This is a genomic window from Paenibacillus alginolyticus DSM 5050 = NBRC 15375 (assembly GCF_000422905.1).
GTDB classification, from domain to species: domain Bacteria; phylum Bacillota; class Bacilli; order Paenibacillales; family NBRC-103111; genus Paenibacillus_E; species Paenibacillus_E alginolyticus.
Map to the genome: position 1 here is coordinate 33,359 of NZ_AUGY01000027.1, position 17,916 is coordinate 51,274.

The 17,916-nt window shown below is 42.6% G+C and carries 17 protein-coding genes; all 17 read left to right on the forward strand.

Translation table 11 applies throughout. The annotated features are described in order from the left end of the window. Positions 1-21 precede the first annotated feature (21 nt). The 17 genes from dapG to pgsA all read left to right on the forward strand — a co-directional run bounded on the left by dapG (position 22) and on the right by pgsA (position 17,897). The gene (gene dapG / locus G519_RS0114110; protein ID WP_029195260.1) at positions 22-1,239 is read left to right on the forward strand and encodes an aspartate kinase; all 1,218 of its coding nucleotides are present in this window, start codon (positions 22-24) and stop codon (positions 1,237-1,239) included. A 27-nt stretch (positions 1,240-1,266) separates the two neighbouring features. Then, positions 1,267-2,130, forward strand: a complete 864-nt coding sequence (gene dapA, locus G519_RS0114115; protein WP_029195261.1) for a 4-hydroxy-tetrahydrodipicolinate synthase — start codon at positions 1,267-1,269, stop codon at positions 2,128-2,130. Positions 2,131-2,300: 170 nt separating this feature from the next. Then, positions 2,301-3,977 (forward strand): ribonuclease J, encoded by a 1,677-nt coding sequence (locus tag G519_RS0114120; RefSeq protein ID WP_029195262.1) that lies wholly within the window; start codon positions 2,301-2,303, stop codon positions 3,975-3,977. Positions 3,978-4,196: 219 nt separating this feature from the next. Continuing rightward, positions 4,197-4,931, forward strand: a complete 735-nt coding sequence (locus G519_RS0114125) for a ClpP family protease (protein WP_029195263.1) — start codon at positions 4,197-4,199, stop codon at positions 4,929-4,931. After that, positions 4,928-5,167, forward strand: coding sequence for a YlzJ-like family protein (locus G519_RS0114130; protein ID WP_029195264.1), 240 nt, complete (start codon positions 4,928-4,930; stop codon positions 5,165-5,167). The genes G519_RS0114125 and G519_RS0114130 overlap by 4 nt, the downstream gene beginning before the upstream one ends. 64 nt (positions 5,168-5,231) lie before the next feature. Further along, positions 5,232-7,781, forward strand: coding sequence for a DNA translocase FtsK (locus G519_RS0114135; RefSeq protein WP_029195265.1), 2,550 nt, complete (start codon positions 5,232-5,234; stop codon positions 7,779-7,781). 124 nt (positions 7,782-7,905) lie between these two features. Continuing rightward, positions 7,906-8,700 (forward strand): spore cortex-lytic enzyme, encoded by a 795-nt coding sequence (sleB, locus tag G519_RS0114140; RefSeq protein WP_029195266.1) that lies wholly within the window; start codon positions 7,906-7,908, stop codon positions 8,698-8,700. 101 nt (positions 8,701-8,801) lie between these two features. Then, positions 8,802-10,082, forward strand: a complete 1,281-nt coding sequence (gene yfmF / locus G519_RS0114145) for an EF-P 5-aminopentanol modification-associated protein YfmF (RefSeq protein WP_029195267.1) — start codon at positions 8,802-8,804, stop codon at positions 10,080-10,082. A gap of 3 nt (positions 10,083-10,085) precedes the next feature. Next, entirely contained in the window at positions 10,086-11,375 is a 1,290-nt protein-coding gene (gene yfmH / locus G519_RS0114150; RefSeq protein ID WP_029195268.1) for an EF-P 5-aminopentanol modification-associated protein YfmH, read from the forward strand. After that, positions 11,372-12,127: an elongation factor P 5-aminopentanone reductase gene (ymfI, locus tag G519_RS0114155; protein ID WP_029195269.1), complete on the forward strand. Its 756-nt coding sequence runs from the start codon at positions 11,372-11,374 to the stop codon at positions 12,125-12,127. Before yfmH ends, ymfI begins: the two co-directional genes overlap by 4 nt. Positions 12,128-12,223: 96 nt before the next feature. Further along, the gene (locus G519_RS0114160) at positions 12,224-12,475 is read left to right on the forward strand and encodes a DUF3243 domain-containing protein (protein WP_029195270.1); all 252 of its coding nucleotides are present in this window, start codon (positions 12,224-12,226) and stop codon (positions 12,473-12,475) included. 93 nt (positions 12,476-12,568) lie between these two features. Then, positions 12,569-13,420, forward strand: a complete 852-nt coding sequence (locus tag G519_RS0114165) for a hypothetical protein (protein WP_029195271.1) — start codon at positions 12,569-12,571, stop codon at positions 13,418-13,420. 128 nt (positions 13,421-13,548) lie between these two features. Further along, a complete protein-coding gene (locus G519_RS0114170; RefSeq protein WP_373291262.1) occupies positions 13,549-14,292 on the forward strand; it encodes a DUF3388 domain-containing protein in 744 nt (247 codons plus the stop codon). A gap of 48 nt (positions 14,293-14,340) precedes the next feature. Then, positions 14,341-15,222, forward strand: coding sequence for a helix-turn-helix domain-containing protein (locus G519_RS0114175; RefSeq protein ID WP_029195273.1), 882 nt, complete (start codon positions 14,341-14,343; stop codon positions 15,220-15,222). Positions 15,223-15,364: 142 nt separating this feature from the next. Next, a complete protein-coding gene (locus G519_RS0114180; protein WP_029195274.1) occupies positions 15,365-15,856 on the forward strand; it encodes a YajQ family cyclic di-GMP-binding protein in 492 nt (163 codons plus the stop codon). Between the two features lie 128 nt (positions 15,857-15,984). Next, positions 15,985-17,313, forward strand: a complete 1,329-nt coding sequence (gene rimO, locus G519_RS0114185; protein ID WP_029195275.1) for a 30S ribosomal protein S12 methylthiotransferase RimO — start codon at positions 15,985-15,987, stop codon at positions 17,311-17,313. Continuing rightward, positions 17,310-17,897, forward strand: coding sequence for a CDP-diacylglycerol--glycerol-3-phosphate 3-phosphatidyltransferase (pgsA, locus tag G519_RS0114190; RefSeq protein WP_029195276.1), 588 nt, complete (start codon positions 17,310-17,312; stop codon positions 17,895-17,897). The genes rimO and pgsA overlap by 4 nt, the downstream gene beginning before the upstream one ends. The last annotated feature ends 19 nt before the right edge of the window (positions 17,898-17,916 follow it).

Sequence of the window (17,916 nt, forward strand, 5' to 3'; positions counted from 1 at the left end):
CAGTGAATATGGGGGAAACTCATGCGAATCCTTGTACAAAAATTTGGAGGCACTTCGCTTTCCACCGCTCATGCTAGAGAACATGTTATTGGACACATTCAAGATGCACTTATCAATCATTATAAATTAGTTGTTGTTGTATCCGCGATGGGAAGAAAAGGGGAACCCTATGCGACTGACACGCTCTTAGACCTCGTTCGAAAGAACGGGGATGGGCTGCCAGCGCGGGAACTCGATATGCTGATGGGCTGCGGAGAGTTAATTTCTGCGGTACATTTGTGCAGCTTATTACAAGCAACAGGTATTAAGTCTACAGTTTTGACAGGTGGGCAAGCTGGTATTCTTACGAATGATGTTCACGGAAATGCGCAAATTGTAGCTATGCAGCCTAATCGGATCCTTGAATTGCTCGAGCAGGATATGGTCGTCATTGTTACCGGATTTCAAGGTAAAACAAGTCAAGACGAATTAACCACACTAGGACGTGGGGGTAGTGATACATCGGCAACCGCTCTTGGTGCTGCCCTTAAAGCTGAAATTGTAGATATTTTCACAGATGTGAACGGGATATTGACAGCGGATCCACGAATCGTTGAGGATGCTAAACCGTTAGTTCGCGTAAGCTTCGCTGAAATCTGCAATATGGCTCATAATGGTGCAAAGGTTATACATCCACGCGCGGTAGAAGTAGCCATGCAGGCTAACATTCCGATTCGCGTGCGATCTACGTTTTCCAAAGAAGAAGGAACGTTGGTTACAGCTTCAGACAGTATCCCTACAGATATGAGCCAAGTGAAGGATCGCTTCGTTACTGGAATTGCCCATTTTACGAACATTACTCAAATTCATGTTGCTGCGGTTGAAGGTCAATTCGATCTTCAGCTTCGTGTATTTAAAACGATGGCGCTGCATCAAATTAGTGTTGATTTTATAAATGTCAATCCATCTGGTGTCGTTTATACGGTGTTCGATCATGAAGCGGAACGTGCTGTAAAACTGCTTATAGATCAAGGTTATGATCCTAAGGCTGTAAGTGGATGTGCGAAAGTTTCGGTGATCGGCGGCGGTATGAATGGAGTTCCAGGTATTATGGCACATATTGTTGAGGCATTAACAGTAGAGGACATACGTATCCTTCAATCAGCCGATTCAAACACAACGATTTGGGTACTTGTTCATGGTGTTGATATGATTAAATCGGTGAGGGCACTACATCATAAGTTCAATTTAAATAAGTGAAATTGTGAGATAGAGGAGGTATAACTTTTGGATTTTGGAAGAGTAATTACAGCTATGGTCACTCCTTTTGACGAGAACTTACAAGTGAACTGGGAGCAAGTGGAACCATTAATTAACTATTTAATTGAAGAGCAACAGTCAGATAGCCTTGTTATTTGTGGTACGACAGGCGAAGCGCCAACTTTATCAGATGATGAGAAGCTGAAGCTTATTGAACTATCCGTACGTTATGCCGGTGGGCGTTGTAAGATTATTGCAGGCACAGGAAGTAATGACACTGCGCACACCATTCATTTTTCCCAAAAAGTTGAGAAACTTGGAGTCGATGCGTTACTGATCGTAGCTCCTTATTATAATCGGCCTTCCCAAGAAGGGTTGTACCAGCATTTTAAAGCAGTAGCCGAGTCTGTCCAGGTATCGATTATGCTTTATAATGTACCGGGACGCACAGGTGTGAATTTGGATGCGGAGACAACCATTCGTCTATCCCAGATTCCAAATATTGTAGCTACCAAAGATTGCGCTAACACGGATCAATTGACACGCATACTTAATGATGCAGCTCCTAATTTCCTTGTTTATAGCGGGGATGACAGCAGTGCGCTGCCTGCTCTAGCGGTAGGATGTCAGGGAATTATCAGTGTTGCAAGTCATGTGATTGGAAAAGAAATGCAATCTATGATAAAGTATTATTTAGAAGGTAACATTCAGCAAGCGGCAGAACTTCATCGTAAGCTTCATCCTGTTTTTACTGGCATATTCCGTGTACCGAGTCCTGCTCCAATTAAGCATGCTCTTGCACTGAAAGGCATTCAAACTGGAGGCGTAAGACTTCCGTTAGTTCGAATATCCGAGCAAGAAGGACAATTCATCCAATCACTTTTTGTATGATAACGCCTAATGAATCGGTGCTTCCGGCATCGGTTTTCTTTTTTTGGGGAATCTAATGTAATCGGTATTAACTTGTATTTGTTGTTTTTTTTCATGTATAATGGTTGCAAGTGACTAGTTCGGTTTTTTCATTTAAAATTCGTCGTCCAATCTAAGAAGGAGGTATATTCTTGTCCAAAAAAAATATTGATAAACTTTTGATCTTCGCTCTTGGCGGCGTGGGCGAAATCGGAAAAAATATGTATTGCGTTCAGTATGCGAACGATATCATCGTCATTGATAGTGGTTTGAAATTTCCAGAGGAGGACATGCTTGGAATTGACATCGTCATTCCAGATATTGGATACCTAACGGAGAATCGGGATAAAGTACGCGGCATTATCATCACTCACGGCCACGAAGATCATATTGGCGGCTTACCTTATGTGCTTAAGCATCTTAACGTTCCACTTTATGCAACTAAGCTTACAATGGGACTTATCGAAGCAAAGCTTAAGGAAGCAAATTTACTCGGTACTACGAACAGGATCCTCATTAATTCGGAATCCGTTCTTTCCTTAGGTGTTCTTACAGCATCTTTCTTCAAAACCAATCATAGTATTCCTGATTCTGTGGGTGTCGCTTTAGATACACCAGAAGGTGTTGTTGTTCATACAGGAGACTTTAAGTTCGATCAAACTCCTGTAAATGATCAATATGCGGACTTGCATCGTATGGCAGAGATTGGGAAGAAAGGCGTACTTGCCTTGCTTTCCGACAGCACAAATGCAGAACGCCCTGGTTACACAGGCTCTGAGCGCAGTGTTGGGGTTGAAATTGAAGAAGTGTTCCGTAAAGCTAAGCAAAGAGTTGTAATTGCGACATTTGCATCCAACATTCACCGTGTTCAACAGGTGTTTGATGCAGCCGCAGCAACAAATCGTAAAGTAACCGTAATCGGTCGCAGTATGGTTAACGTGGTTTCGATCGCTAGCGAGTTAGGGTACTTGCACATTCCGGATGGCATGCTAATTGAGCCAGAGGAAGTTAACAAGCTTGCCGCTGATCGCGTTGTCATTCTCTCCACAGGAAGCCAAGGAGAGCCAATGTCTGCTCTTACGAGAATGGCACGTTCAACTCATCGTAAAATCGATATTTTACCTGGTGATACGGTTATTATTGCGGCAACTCCAATTCCTGGGAATGAGCGTTATGTAGGCCGTACCGTAGATGAGTTATTCCGTATTGGCGCTAATGTGATTTACGGTCCAGGTTCAGTTACTGGCGTACACGTATCAGGTCACGGTAGTCAAGAAGAATTGAAATTAATGCTCAATCTTATGAAGCCTAAGTACTTTATTCCGATTCATGGCGAATATCGCATGCTGCGTCAACATGGCATCCTTGCCGAGTCTGTCGGCATTCCTAAAGAAGATATTTTTATGTGCGATATCGGTGACACGGTAGAAATTCAAAATGGTGTTGCTCGCAAAGGATCTAAAGTTCAAAGCGGCAACATTCTGATTGATGGACTGGGTGTTGGAGATGTAGGCAACATTGTGTTGCGTGACCGTAAATTACTGTCTCAGGACGGGATCCTTGTGGTCGTAGTTACTCTCAGCAAACAAGATGGCAAAATTTTATCCGGACCGGATATTATCTCTCGCGGATTTGTGTATGTACGTGAATCTGAAGGTCTCTTGGAAGAAGCCAATCGTATCGTAACGAATACATTAACGAAATTAATGAATGAAAATGTAAATGAGTGGGCATCTTTAAAAACAAACGTGAAAGATGTTCTCGGACGCTTTTTATATGAACAAACCAGAAGAAGACCAATGATCCTTCCTATTATCATGGAAGTCTAGTCTCGAACAAGTCACTTGAACCTATGCAAATAGTAAAGCTCTCTCCATCACTGGAGGGAGCTTTTTTTATTTTAGTTCGATGGGCAAATGCATGAAAGAACGCAAATTTATTCATACTATGGGAGATTAGGAATCGTACATGCAAAGTTTGCTAGCATGATGCAGATTAAGCTTACAAAGCTGTTTTTGCAAAAGCAAAACTCGAAGGGGGATTTTTCAGTGGCAGAACCCACAGGACCGAAACAACAAGAACCGGAAACAGAAGAAAGTAAAAAAAATGCAGTCCTTGAAAACATTCAACAGTTAGGTCAAACTAATACGCTTTCTGGCGAATCTAATATTTTCTGCCTCACGATTATTGGTCAAGTGGAAGGGCATATCGTTCTCCCTCCCCAGAATAAAACGACCAAATATGAGCACATCATTCCGCAATTAGTCGCCGCCGAGCAAAATCCTAAGATTGAAGGCGTTATGATTATTTTAAACACGGTAGGGGGAGATGTGGAAGCGGGCCTAGCTATAGCGGAGATGGTCGCAACTTTATCGAAGCCTACCATTGCTTTGGTATTAGGTGGCGGGCACAGCATAGGTGTTCCAATCGCAGTATCCGCGAACTACTCCATTATTGCCGAAACAGCAACGATGACAATTCACCCCATTCGATTAAACGGCTTAATTATTGGAGTCCCGCAAACATTTGAATATTTGGATAAAATGCAGGAACGTGTTGTGCGGTTTGTAACGAAGCACTCAAATGTAACAGAAGAAAAGTTTAAAGAGTTAATGTTTAAGACCGGTGAGTTGACAAGGGATATTGGAACAACGGTCATTGGTATTGATGCTGTTAAATATGGCTTGATTGATCAAGTAGGCGGTATCGGGGATGCCATTCGCGAGCTTAATCAGCGTATAGAAATTAAGAAATCAGCGGCGAACGGAGGCATCGTACAATGATACATTACTCCGTTATTCCTATGGATGTAATTTTTGAAGGAATGGATACGTATGAACCCAAATTTATCGAGATTGATCAGGGTGGAGTCAAAATGCAAATCGAACCGATAAGTGGCTTTCAGGCACGAATTGTCAGGCTGTTCAGCTGTAATCCTCAGGACTATTTGAACAATCAATATGCCCCTGGAACTATTATTTCATATAGTCCTGTAGCTGAGGCAACTTTAACGTTCTAGCGTGCTCTTCCTGTATCATCCCCCAAGTCAAATATGGTATAATGTGGACTTGGGGGTGGCAAGCGTGGCGAAACGCAAGAAAAAAAGTAAGGCACTAAAAACTAGCTTGTTATTCGAGTTATATGGTATTCTCATTCTAATTTTCTCTGTCATTGCACTTGCTCATCAGGGGCATGTCGGGAATTCGTTGATTTACCTTTTCAAATTTTTTGTGGGAACGTGGTATTCACTTATACCGCTGATTTTCATATATGTGGCTTTGTATGCGATGATTAAGAGAGCATGGCCACAGATGGTTACGCCCAAGAAAGCAGGCATATTGCTGTTCATTCTTGGACTGCTAATAAAAAATCACATAGATTTGTTTGCTCAATTATATCCTGATGGCGGTTTCACTTCTGGTAAAGTCATTGGATCAACATGGAATGCCATGTTAGATGGTCTGAAACCAACAGAAGCAGGTAAAGCGGCACTTGAACATGGTATTGGCGGCGGTATGATTGGCGCTATGCTGTACAGTATCCTTTACTTTCTGTTCGATTATTTGGGCGCTAGATTAATCCAATATGCGCTATTTGTCATGGGTTTTATTCTGGCAACAGGTATTTCTTACGTAGACGTTGGTAATATCGTGAAAGGTCGATTTAGTAATGTTGGCCAAAATTTTAAAGATAGAATGAAAGAGTGGCTGCAGGATCGCGAAACACGACAGCCCCAAACAGCCTCAGCTGGTACTACTGCAACAAAGGCGAAGAAATCCTCTTACGTTCCTGTTGATGATGAATTCGATGAAGAGGTTTTCCAGCCTGTTAAACGGGTGAAGAAAACTCCGCTTTTTATGGAGCTTCTTCGTCCTAATAAGGAAAGTCGGAAAAAAGCAGCAGTCGAGAATCATTTAAATACAGATGAATTAGACGATATAGATGCAGCAGATGGAACCGAACAAGTTCTTTATAAGTCAAGTGCGAAGCAAGCTGGCGAAGCAGATTCACCACCCGCAGATCAACCGATTACACCTATTATTCGTGATTTTCAAGAGCAGGTATTTCAAGAAGCTCAACAGGCAGTCAAACATCCTACAGCTTCCTCTACAGCTCCGGTTTCTAAAGCACAGGGAGCAGGGACTGTTGATACGGAGGATGAGCCAGTAACGCTAGAATTTCAGGAGAATGTGCCGATTGTGCAAACGCGGCCATATGAAATGCCTTCACTAGATTTATTAGCAAAGCCTGCAGTTGGCAAAGGCAGTGAGATGGCGGACTATAAAGCGAATGCAAGGAAGCTCGAAGCCACGTTGGAGAGCTTTGGGGTTCGGGCCAAAGTGCTGGAGGTAGTCAGAGGCCCAGCCGTGACACGCTATGAGATACAGCCCGATGTAGGTGTGAAGGTCAGCCGAATCGTTTCCTTGACCGATGATATCGCGTTGGCGCTTGCCGCCAAGGATATTCGGATGGAAGCACCGATTCCTGGTAAAGCAGCGATCGGCATTGAGGTGCCGAATCTGGAGGTTTCGATCGTGACCATGCGTGAAGTCATGGAAACATCCGCTTTTCAAGAATCCAGCTCGCGGTTGTCTGTTGTGCTCGGGCGTGATATTTCTGGGCAACCAATCGTCGGAAATTTGGCAAGAATGCCTCACTTACTCGTAGCTGGAGCCACCGGTTCAGGTAAATCCGTGTGTATTAATGGGATTATTACGAGCATTTTGTACAAAGCCAAGCCAAATGAAGTGAAGTTTCTTATGATCGATCCAAAGATGGTGGAATTGAATGTCTATAATGGGATTCCACATTTACTGGCACCTGTTGTAACGGATCCTCGACGAGCTTCATTAGCACTTAAGAAAGTCGTCGTTGAGATGGAAAAGCGTTATGAATTATTCTCGAAAAGCGGAACACGAAATATTGAAGGCTACAACGCCATGTTGACAGAAAGCGGTACGGCAGTTCCTCTGCCATATTACGTAGTTATTGTGGACGAGTTAGCCGATTTAATGATGGTTGCTGCAAATGATGTGGAAGATTCTATTACCCGCCTTGCTCAAATGGCCCGCGCAGCGGGTATTCATTTGATTATTGCTACACAACGACCATCCGTTGATGTTATTACGGGCGTGATTAAAGCGAATATTCCTTCACGAATTGCGTTCGGTGTTTCGTCTCAAGTGGATTCAAGGACCATTTTAGATATGGTCGGAGCCGAGAAGCTGTTAGGTCGAGGCGATATGCTTTATTTGCCAGTAGGCGCGTCCAAGCCTGTTCGTATCCAAGGAGCCTTTTTATCTGACCAAGAGGTTGAGCATGTGGTTGGCTTTGTACGCACACAGGAACAGGCGATTTATCAAGAGGAACTGGTCCCGCATGTTGAAGAAATGCCGGATCAGCAAAATGAATTTGAAGACGAGCTGTACGACCAGGCTGTTCAAATTGTTTTGGAAGCCAAGCAAGCCTCTGTTTCCCTGCTGCAGCGACGTATGAGAGTCGGTTATACACGCGCGGCAAGACTTGTTGACTCAATGGAAGCCAAAGGGGTTGTCGGCCCTTACGAAGGCAGTAAGCCTCGAGAAGTGCTGATGTCGATTGAACAATACCATCATAATCGGATCAGTTCCTAGCTTACATAAACGATTGCACAAGCACTCTCCTAAGGAGAGTGTTTTTTTTTGCATAAACAGAGAGTCGCTTTCTCATAATAAGCAAGAAAAGGCTGTAATTTGAAAAGTGAGGTTGAGAAGGGGAATGAATAAACGATTAATTGTACTTACATTTTGTATTGTTTTCGTACTAGTTGTCGCTTTTCAGTTGAAAGGAAAGTTTAATCCACCTGCTGAAGAAACTTTTAGTAAAAATGAAGTGCGTTATGGAGCCACAGGACCTGACGTTAACGAACTGCAAGGCAGATTGAAGTTCATTGGCTTCTATAACGGCAGTATAGACGGAGATTATGGGTATAAGACTTTAACGGCAGTGAAGCGATTCCAAGGTGAATTTGGGATGAAAGTAGATGGTATTGTAGGTCCCAAGACCAAGCTTAAACTGTGGGAAGCTACGAAGAATTGGAAGCCTACTGCTCCATCCACTGGAGGACAAAGCGGTGGAGGCAACAATAATGCAGGCAATGATAGTGCAACTTCAAATCAAAAGCCAGCTAATTTGGTGCCTTCTAATAACCTGGGCTTATCTGAACAGGATATTAATCTGATGGCGAATGCTGTGCATGGTGAGGCTCGGGGAGAACCTTATATTGGACAAGTAGCCGTAGCAGCTGTAATTTTGAATCGGGTGAAGTCAGCTAGCTTTCCTAATACGGTTTCTGGTGTTATCTTTCAGCCTGGTGCATTCACAGCCGTAGCAGATGGTCAAATTTGGCTAACGCCAAACGAATCGACGAAAAAAGCCGTAAGAGATGCGCTGAGTGGATGGGATCCTACGGGCGGTTGTATTTATTATTTCAACCCGGCAACAGCGACCTCCAAATGGATTTGGAGCAGGCCTCAAGTGAAAAATATAGGGAAGCATATTTTCTGTAAATAATTTAGACATGGACAAGGAGAAGGAACCAGCTTTGGTTGCTTCTCCTCTTCGTATAGGAATATAATGGATTTATATCACGGACAAAGAAGGGAGATCGACCTTTGAAACATATACAATTTGAGCGCACTACATGGAATCATATACGATTACATGTGCTGCCGACAGATCGGTTTAAAACGTTTGCCATCTCTGTGTACATAGGCCGTCCTCTAGAAGAAGAAACGGTCACGAGTACTGCATTAACACCATTTGTACTGCGTAGAGGTACACAATTACGCCCAGAAACGAAGCAATTTCGAGAATATTTAGATGATTTATATGGTGCAGGATTCGGTTTTGATATTTACAAGCGGGGCGATTACCAAATTGTTCAGTTACGCATGGATATTATCAATGACAGATTCGTGAAATCAGCGCAATCTTTGTTAAAGCAGGGACTCGAATTCGTTGGGGAAACTTTGACAAAGCCAGCGCTGGAAGAAGGACATTTTCGAAACAAATATGTCGATGCTGAGAAGCAGACTCTCCAGAAGCGCATAGAATCAGTCATCAACGATAAAATTCGTTATGCAGCTGAACGATGTATCGAAGAAATGTGCAGCGATGATCCTTATCGGCTTCACCCTTTGGGTAAAATAGATGATTTGGACCCTATCAATGCCGAACAGCTTTACGAACAATATAAAAACTGGCTTCAAACAGCACCAATGGATATTTATGTCGTCGGAAATACGACGCTTTCTGAAGTAGAAGGAATTGTTAAACAGGCATTCTCCATTGAACGTAAGGAGGATGTCGGCTATGTAACATCTGCCCCGCGGGGAGCGACAGGTGATGTGAAGACAATCGTTGAGCGTTTGGATGTTAATCAAGGGAAACTGAACATGGGACTGCGTACAAATATTTCGTATCGAGATGATCTGTACCCAGTTGCTCTTATGTATAATGGTGTTCTCGGAGGCTATCCTCACTCCAAATTGTTTACGAATGTTCGTGAGAAAGCGAGTCTTGCTTATTATGCCTCGTCTCGGTTTGATGGTCACAAGGGCATTCTGACCATTCAATCGGGGATTGAAATGGCGAATTATGAAAAAGCGGTAGATATCATTCGAAAGCAGCTCACTGCCATGGAACAAGGCGAGATCAGTGATATTGAATGGAATCAAACCCGAGCCATGATTGCCAATCAACTGCGCGAAATTCAGGATTCCGCATTTGAATTAATTTCTTTTGACTTTAATGCCATTTTATCTGGAAAAGAACGTACGGTTTCAAGCTTGATTGAATCTGTGGAGCAGGTAGATGTAGCGGCTATTGCTGAGGCTGCCAAGCGTGTTCAACTGGATACGATATACTTTTTGCGGGACCAGAAGGGAGAGTAGAAGATGCAGGTTATTCCTTATCCACACCTGGGTGAAACTATTTATCACGAGAAGCTTGATAATGGGCTACATGTATTTGTTCTACCCAAAGATGGTTTCCAGAAAACCTATGCGACGTTCACGACGCAATTCGGATCTGTTGACAACTTTTTTCAGGTTGAAGGTAAAGATGCAGTTCAAGTACCAGATGGTATTGCTCATTTTCTAGAGCACAAAATGTTTGAGGAGCCAGAAGGGGATATATTCGCTACTTTCGCTTCAAACGGCGCTTCGGCTAACGCTTTTACAAGCTTTGATCGGACAGCGTACTTATTTTCATCCACGGATCACTATTTGACAAATTTAACGACATTAATTAATTTCGTGCAAAATCCTTACTTTACAGATGAAAATGTAGAAAAGGAAAAAGGCATTATCGGTCAAGAGATCAAAATGTACGAGGATAATGCGGATTGGAGAAGCTATTATGGATTAATTGAATCCTTATATGCAAAACATCCGATCCATATTGATATCGCCGGTACTGTAGAGTCCATTGCGGAAATCTCAAAAGAAACCCTTTATGAGTGCTACAACACATTTTATCACCCTAGCAATATGAGCCTGTTTGTTGTTGGAGGTGTTGATCCAGAAGAGGTTATTTCGTTAGTTAAAGAAAACCAAGCTGCCAAAACGTTTCCACCTCAAGGGGATATCCACCGATTTTTCCCAGAGGAGCCAGTAGAAGTAAAGGAAGCGCGCAGAGTAACACTTCTTCCTGTTTCAATGCCAAAATGTTTAATCGGATTCAAAGAGCCTGCGCCTTCTGTAAGCGGGAAAGATTTGTTAGTTAGAGAATTGACGACGAAATTAATGTTAGATGTTTTGTTCAGTTCAAGCTCTGATATTTATCAGGCTTTATATGATGAACAATTGATTTCTGATAATTTTGGTCATGAGTATAATTGTAGCGAGGGATATGCTTTCTCCATTCTTGGAGGAGATACCAAAGATCCGGACCAACTTGTAGCGCGCATTCGTGAAGAGGTTGAGAAACGTAAGGATCCTGGACTTGATGAAGTCACTTTCGAGCGGAGTCGTAAGAAGAAAATTGGTAATTTCTTGCGGATGATGAACTCACCTGAATCCATTGCGAATGAATTCACTAAATACCGTTTCAAAGATATTGATTTATTCGATATTTTGCCTGTTTACGAGCAGATTACACTTGAAGAAGTGAACCGTCGATTCCGCGAGCATTTTGATTGGAGCAGACTTGCAATATCCATTGTGCAAAGCGGTAAGCCATCGTGACGTTCGATAAATCATTCAGTGAACAAACGGTTCTTATAACAGGAGCTAGCCGTGGAATCGGCGCAGCCATTGCGGAGCGTTTTGCCGCGGTAGGGATGAATGTTGTTATTCACTACCGTGAGTCACATGAAGCTGCTAATGAAGTGGCCAGATCCTGTATGAAACATGGCGCCAAAGTGTTAACCGTATCCGCAGATGTCAAATCTCGTGAGCAAATCAACAAAATGCAAGAAAAGCTGGAACAAAGAGACATGGTCCCTGATATAATCGTGAACAATGCGGGAATTTCTCACTTTAGTATGCTTTCTGATGTAAGCGAAGAAGATTGGGACCTGGTGATGAATGTTAATCTGAAAGGCGCCTTTCTTTGTACACAAACGTTCATGACGGCAATGGTCAAACAAAAGTATGGCCGCATTATTAACGTATCCTCCATATGGGGCATCTCAGGTGCCTCCTGTGAGGTTGTTTACTCAACAGCCAAAGGTGGATTGAACGCCTTCACGAAGGCGTTAGCGAAGGAGCTGGCACCTTCTGGCGTGACGGTGAATGCTGTAGCGCCTGGTGCGGTACATACCGAAATGATGGCAGGATTTCAACCGGAGGAGCGGGAAGCGATTGCCAATGAAATTCCGGCAGGTCGTTTTGCATTGCCTGATGAAGTTGCTTCGCTTGTGTATTTCCTAGCACTGCCTGAATCCGGTTATATTACGGGTCAAATCATAAGTCCAAACGGTGGATGGTTAACCTGAGTACAGAGTAGGAAGCCTCGCGCATAATTTTAAGCTGGGAAGCGAATATTACGTATGTAATGACCATTTCTCATAACTCAAAGGAGGCTTCTTACAATGGCTACTGTACTTAAAGTATTTGATAAGTGGAAAGAGTTTTTGGCTGAGCGTGTGAGTCAGGCTGGACATGCGGGGATGAGTGAGGAAACCATTTCTAAGCTCGCTTTTCAAATCGGTGAATTTCTTGCCAATAAAGTTGATCCCGAAAATGAACAAGAACGAGTGCTCAAAGAACTGTGGGATGCAGGGGATGAGCAAGAAAAGCGTACAATTGCCCGCCTCATGGTAAAATTAGTAGACAAAGGTTAATAACCGTTTTACAATTCAATAGGGTACTATGTGAAAGCCTCCTCTTTCGGAGGCTTTTGCACGCTTTATAAGGAAGAAAGGAAATGTAATTTCATGGTAATCAAACGTTTTGTGCTTGCATTTTTGCTCTTATCTTTTATCTTAACTGGTTGTGGAAATCGTGGGATTCCAGCGATTAAGCAAGAATTATTGGATAATAAATTATCTGTACTAATGCTGACGGGTGCTAGCATGTCTGCGCCAGCGAAAGAGTCGGTAGGAAATGCGCTTCAACAGTGGAGAGATGCGAATTTTATAGCCTTCGATTGGATCAAGGATTTGAATCAATTGGATGAAAGCATTATAACAAAGTTGAAAGAAAGCAAATATGATTACATATATGTCATTGGTAATGAATTGTTTCCTTCTGCTAACGGGGTGATCGGACAAGGGCTTTCGGCGGGTAAATGGACTTTATTACAAAGTCAGCTTGATACCAAAGGGATCACAAGTCAGGTAAATGAGCAAGCCTCGTTGTTGCAAATTGATTCTCTTCAGGTTGAGACCTTGAAAAATAAATGGATCCAAGACCTATTGGCACAAAACATTGTTGTGGAATGGGTGACTCGCAGCGATCGTCCCATACCTTCTGCTTGGGCACCCTCGGAGGAAGCGGATCATATCGTTTTACTTGATAATAATGAACAATGGTTTCAGCAATTATCTTTCCAAACGAGACAGCATCACTCCAACACTATAATTTTCTATACTCCAGTAGAAGATGCACAAGTACAAAAGGCTAAGTCTATCGGTGTATCGGTAGTTGATATTTCGGGAGCTGTATCGGCTGAACTCAACTGGGCTCAAATCATGGACAATCGTCTTGCTATGATGAAAAGCAGCTCATGGAAAAAGGGCGGTACGATTTACAACGAACAAGAGCTTAAAGAACTAAAAATGAAATAAATTTGTGAATATTTACGCAAAAAAAGAAGGACATTGACGGAAATTGTAGAAATTAATTATATAGGTAGCGACTTGTTCGTTACAGATATTGCGATGAGGTGGAAAGATTGGACGTTAAAGAGTGGTATATGGAGTACAAAATTCACAAAAACCGTCCCGGCTTATTAGGGGATATTGCTTCCTTAATGGGGATGCTGGATATTAATATTGTGACTATTAACGGGGTAGAAGATCGTACACGCGGTATGCTTCTGCAAACCAATGATGAAGAAAAAATTGACTTAATGGGTAAAATGTTAAGAAAAGTAGATAATATTACTATTACTGCTCTTAGACCCCCTAAACTTGTTGATATTTTGGCTGTCCGTCATGGCCGGTATATCGAGCGCGACTCGGATGACCGCAAAACTTTCCGTTTTACTCGTGATGAATTGGGACTGTTAGTTGACTTCCTTGGTGAAATTTTCAAGCGAGAAGGGAACCAAGTCGTTGGCCTTCGCGGAATGCCGCGAGTGGGTAAAACGGAGTCGATTATTGCAGGAAGTGTATGCGCAAACAAACGTTGGACATTCGTTTCCTCTACGTTACTCAGACAAACCGTGCGTAGTCAATTATCCGAAGATGAAATGACTCCAAATAATGTATATATTATTGATGGAATCGTTTCTACTATTCGTTCAAATGAGAAGCATTACAGCCTGTTGCAGGACATTATGGGAATGCCTTCAACGAAGGTTATCGAGCATCCGGATATATTTATTCGGGAATCCGAATACACTTATAATCACTTCGATTATATTATTGAGCTGCGAAATAGCCCGGATGAAGAAATCAATTATGATTCATTTACGTATACGTCCGAACCTTTTTAATGTCTGTAACGTCATTAAATAAAGTAGATCCCGCGGGGAGGTGACCATATGTCTGATCTCGGATACATTTTACGCAAAACACGCCAGGAAAAAAAGATCTCTCTTGACGATCTCCAAGAAGTTACGAAAATTCGTAAACGATACTTGGAAGCAATTGAAGAAGGAAACTATAAGGTTCTTCCTGGCAGTTTCTATGTACGTGCTTTCATTAAAAGCTACGCTGAGGCGGTGGGACTTGATCCTACTGAAGTTCTGGGCATGTACCAAACGACAAATCCCTCCCCCGCGATAGAGAAACCAGTTGTAGAAACGATTCGTAAAAATAGAACGAGTGTCCGTAATACTGAAAAATTGAGCCGCTGGGCTTCGGGTACGATGTTTGTCTGCTTCATTTTGCTTATATTCGGTATCGTATACTACTATACATACAAGAATTATAAGGGAACGCCAGCAGATGAAAAACCTGCTCAAACGCAATCTCCAAGAATCACTGATTCTACGAATCCAGCGACAAGCACATCTCCTAGTACGACAATGAATACGTCCGGTGACGGTAAAGTGGCGCCTCTTTCGACTCCTACACCGACACCAGTTCCGACACCAACGCCTTCTGTTCAGGTTAAGTTTAGCACCAGCGAGAAAGGTGTAGATAATTACACGATAACCGGTACTTCCAATCTGAATATTCAGATGAAAATAACAGGTTCTTGTTGGATTCGTGTGGATTCTCTTACTGAGGCAGGCGGTAAAGAAATGCTTAGACAGAAGCTTTACAAAGCCGGTGACACGGACACTTTTGACTTGACCAATTCAGCGTATTTAAATGTTGGTGCAGCAAGTGCTTTGGAACTTACTGTGAATGGCACAATCGTTCCTGTCGGGGATACACCAAACCCTAAGAGGATACAGCTCAATTTGCAAAAAAGCTAGCATTTTGACGTTTCCTGCGCTTTCCCGGGTAATGAATATGACCAAGAGATATCCTAAGCCGAGATGGCTTGGGATGTTTCTTTTTTTACAGCTTCTTGCTATAATGCTATTGTAATTTGATGGAAAGGATGTTTTGTCTAAGATGAGTTCAGAATGCTCGTTTGATATCGTATCCAAGGTGGATATGCAGGAACTAAATAACGCCATTCAGCAGGCAGAAAAAGAGATCCTTACCCGCTTTGACTTTAAAGGCAGTAAAAGCAGCATTAAATTGGATAAGGACCAGCTTGTTGTCACCTCCGATGATGAGTTTAAGCTTCAGAATGTCCTTGATATTATGCATGCCAAAATGACGAAGCGCGGTATCTCGATTAAAAATCTCGAGTACAGTAAAGTAGAACCAGCGGCTGGTTCCACCGTAAGGCAGAAAATTAGCATGAAACAAGGTGTCGATCAAGAGAACTCGAAAAAAATTAACATTTTAATTCGTGACTCCAAACTTAAAGTTAAGACGCAAATCCAAGGGGATCAAATCCGAGTAACCGGGAAGAGTCGTGATGACTTACAAGCCGTTATTGTGCTGCTGCGTAAGGCGGAAATTCCTCTTGATTTACAATTTGTAAACTTGAAATAGGCATACATACGATGTTCTTTGGAGAGTCTCCCCCTACATGTAGGGGGTTTTTACATTTTGACACCCTATAGGGCTTGTATTATACTGGTAGGGAGTGTTTTTTAGGACTATTGGAGGTTGTTTCTTTCATGACAGAAAAGGTTAAAGTAGTTACTCTCGGATGCGAAAAGAATTTGGTCGATTCCGAGATTATGTCAGGATTAATTCATGGCCGTGGTTTTCAGCTTGTTGAGAACAAGGAAGATGCCACTGTCATTATCGTGAACACTTGCGGGTTCATTGATGCAGCGAAAGAAGAATCCGTTAATACAATTTTGGATATGGCAGAATTAAAGCAAACTGCGAATCTCAAGGCGCTAATCGTCTCCGGATGTCTTACACAACGCTACAAAAAGCAGTTGATGGAAGAAATGCCTGAGATCGATGGCATCGTGGGTACCGGAGATTTCGATAAAATCAACCATATTGTAGATGAGGCGCTTCGCGGTAAGAAACCGGTTCTTGTTGGGAATCCGGTGTTTAATTATGATGCGGACCTGCCAAGACTCATGACTACTCCTCGATATACAGCCTATGTGAAAATTGCAGAAGGCTGCGATAACGCATGTACATTCTGCAGTATTCCAATTATGCGAGGCAGCTTCAAAAGCAGAAGTATGGAGTCTATCGTTGCTGAAGTTGCTAATCTTGCTGCTCAAGGTGTCAAAGAGATTAGTCTCATTGCTCAGGATTCCACGAACTATGGAACGGATCTTTACGATGGTTTCATGCTGCCTACTTTACTGAATAAAGTGAGTGAAGTGGAAGGCATCGAGTGGGTGCGTCTGCACTATGCTTACCCTGGATTCTTTAGCGATGAATTGATTGCTGTCATGGCATCTAATCCGAAGGTATGTAAGTACATCGACATGCCGCTTCAACACAGTGAAGACTCTATCCTCAAACGGATGCGTAGACCTGGCCGCCAGAAGGATACGCGTGAGCTGGTTCGTAAAATTCGTGAAGCGATTCCGGATGTAGCCCTACGCACATCACTCATTGTAGGTTTCCCAGGTGAAACCGAACAGGACTTCGAAAACTTGAAACAATTTGTTCGCGACGTTCAGTTTGACCGTCTCGGTGTTTTTGCATATTCTAAGGAAGATGATACGCCAGCAGCACGTTTGCCGGACCAAGTTCCTGATGATGTCAAAGAGTATCGCGCGAATGCGATTATGGAAATTCAACGTGAAATCTCGAATCTGCGTGGCGGACGCCGCATCGGGCAGGAAATTGATGTGCTAATCGAAAGATACGACGGTAGAAGTGATGTGTATATTGGACGTTCCCAATTTGATGCTCCTGAGATTGATGGGGAAGTATTCGTGTCGAATGCGAAGCTTAACATTGGTGAACTAGCTAAAGTTCGTATTACCCACTCTTATGAGTTTGACTTATCCGGGGAGGTAATTGCATGAACCTAGCTAACCGCATCACCGTGGCGAGGATTTTATTAGTACCTATTATCATGTTTTTTCTGTTGATTAAGGTGAAATTCCCTCATATACGGATAGAGGAATTTAGCATAACGTATAATCAAATTATTGCTGCTTTAATTTTCATTATTGCAGCGAGTACAGACAGTTTAGATGGTTACATTGCCAGAAAACGTAATCTTGTAACCAACTTGGGTAAGCTGCTTGATCCTTTAGCGGATAAACTGCTTGTTACGGCTGTGCTCGTCTCATTAGTGGAAATGGGTAAAGTAGATGCATGGATTGTCATTGTCATTATCAGTAGAGAGTGGGCTGTCACAGGACTTCGCCAAATTGCTCTATTGGAAGGCACCGTGATGGCAGCTAGCAAATGGGGTAAAGCAAAGACGGCAGCTCAGATTACAGCCATCATTGCACTACTTATCAATAATTTTCCTTTTACGTTTCTGCACTTCCCTTTTGATGTTATAGCTAGTTGGGTAGCAGCAATTATTACCGTGTATTCGGGTGTGGAGTACTTTGTAAAGAATAAGCATGTCATAGATTTTTCAGAAAAGTCGCAATAGGGCAACCTATTGCTTTTTC

Bases quoted from the DNA above. Each gene is read 5' to 3' on its own strand.
- G519_RS0114180 (WP_029195274.1), top strand. From the start codon at position 15,365: ATGAGTTCAGAATGCTCGTTTGATATCGTATCCAAGGTGGATATGCAG.
- yfmH (WP_029195268.1), top strand. From the start codon at position 10,086: ATGCAGGTTATTCCTTATCCACACCTGGGTGAAACTATTTATCACGAG.
- pgsA (WP_029195276.1), top strand. From the start codon at position 17,310: ATGAACCTAGCTAACCGCATCACCGTGGCGAGGATTTTATTAGTACCT.
- sleB (WP_029195266.1), top strand. From the start codon at position 7,906: ATGAATAAACGATTAATTGTACTTACATTTTGTATTGTTTTCGTACTA.
- rimO (WP_029195275.1), top strand. From the start codon at position 15,985: ATGACAGAAAAGGTTAAAGTAGTTACTCTCGGATGCGAAAAGAATTTG.
- G519_RS0114130 (WP_029195264.1), top strand. From the start codon at position 4,928: ATGATACATTACTCCGTTATTCCTATGGATGTAATTTTTGAAGGAATG.
- G519_RS0114175 (WP_029195273.1), top strand. From the start codon at position 14,341: ATGTCTGATCTCGGATACATTTTACGCAAAACACGCCAGGAAAAAAAG.
- G519_RS0114160 (WP_029195270.1), top strand. From the start codon at position 12,224: ATGGCTACTGTACTTAAAGTATTTGATAAGTGGAAAGAGTTTTTGGCT.
- dapG (WP_029195260.1), top strand. From the start codon at position 22: ATGCGAATCCTTGTACAAAAATTTGGAGGCACTTCGCTTTCCACCGCT.
- G519_RS0114165 (WP_029195271.1), top strand. From the start codon at position 12,569: ATGGTAATCAAACGTTTTGTGCTTGCATTTTTGCTCTTATCTTTTATC.
- G519_RS0114170 (WP_373291262.1), top strand. From the start codon at position 13,549: ATGGAGTACAAAATTCACAAAAACCGTCCCGGCTTATTAGGGGATATT.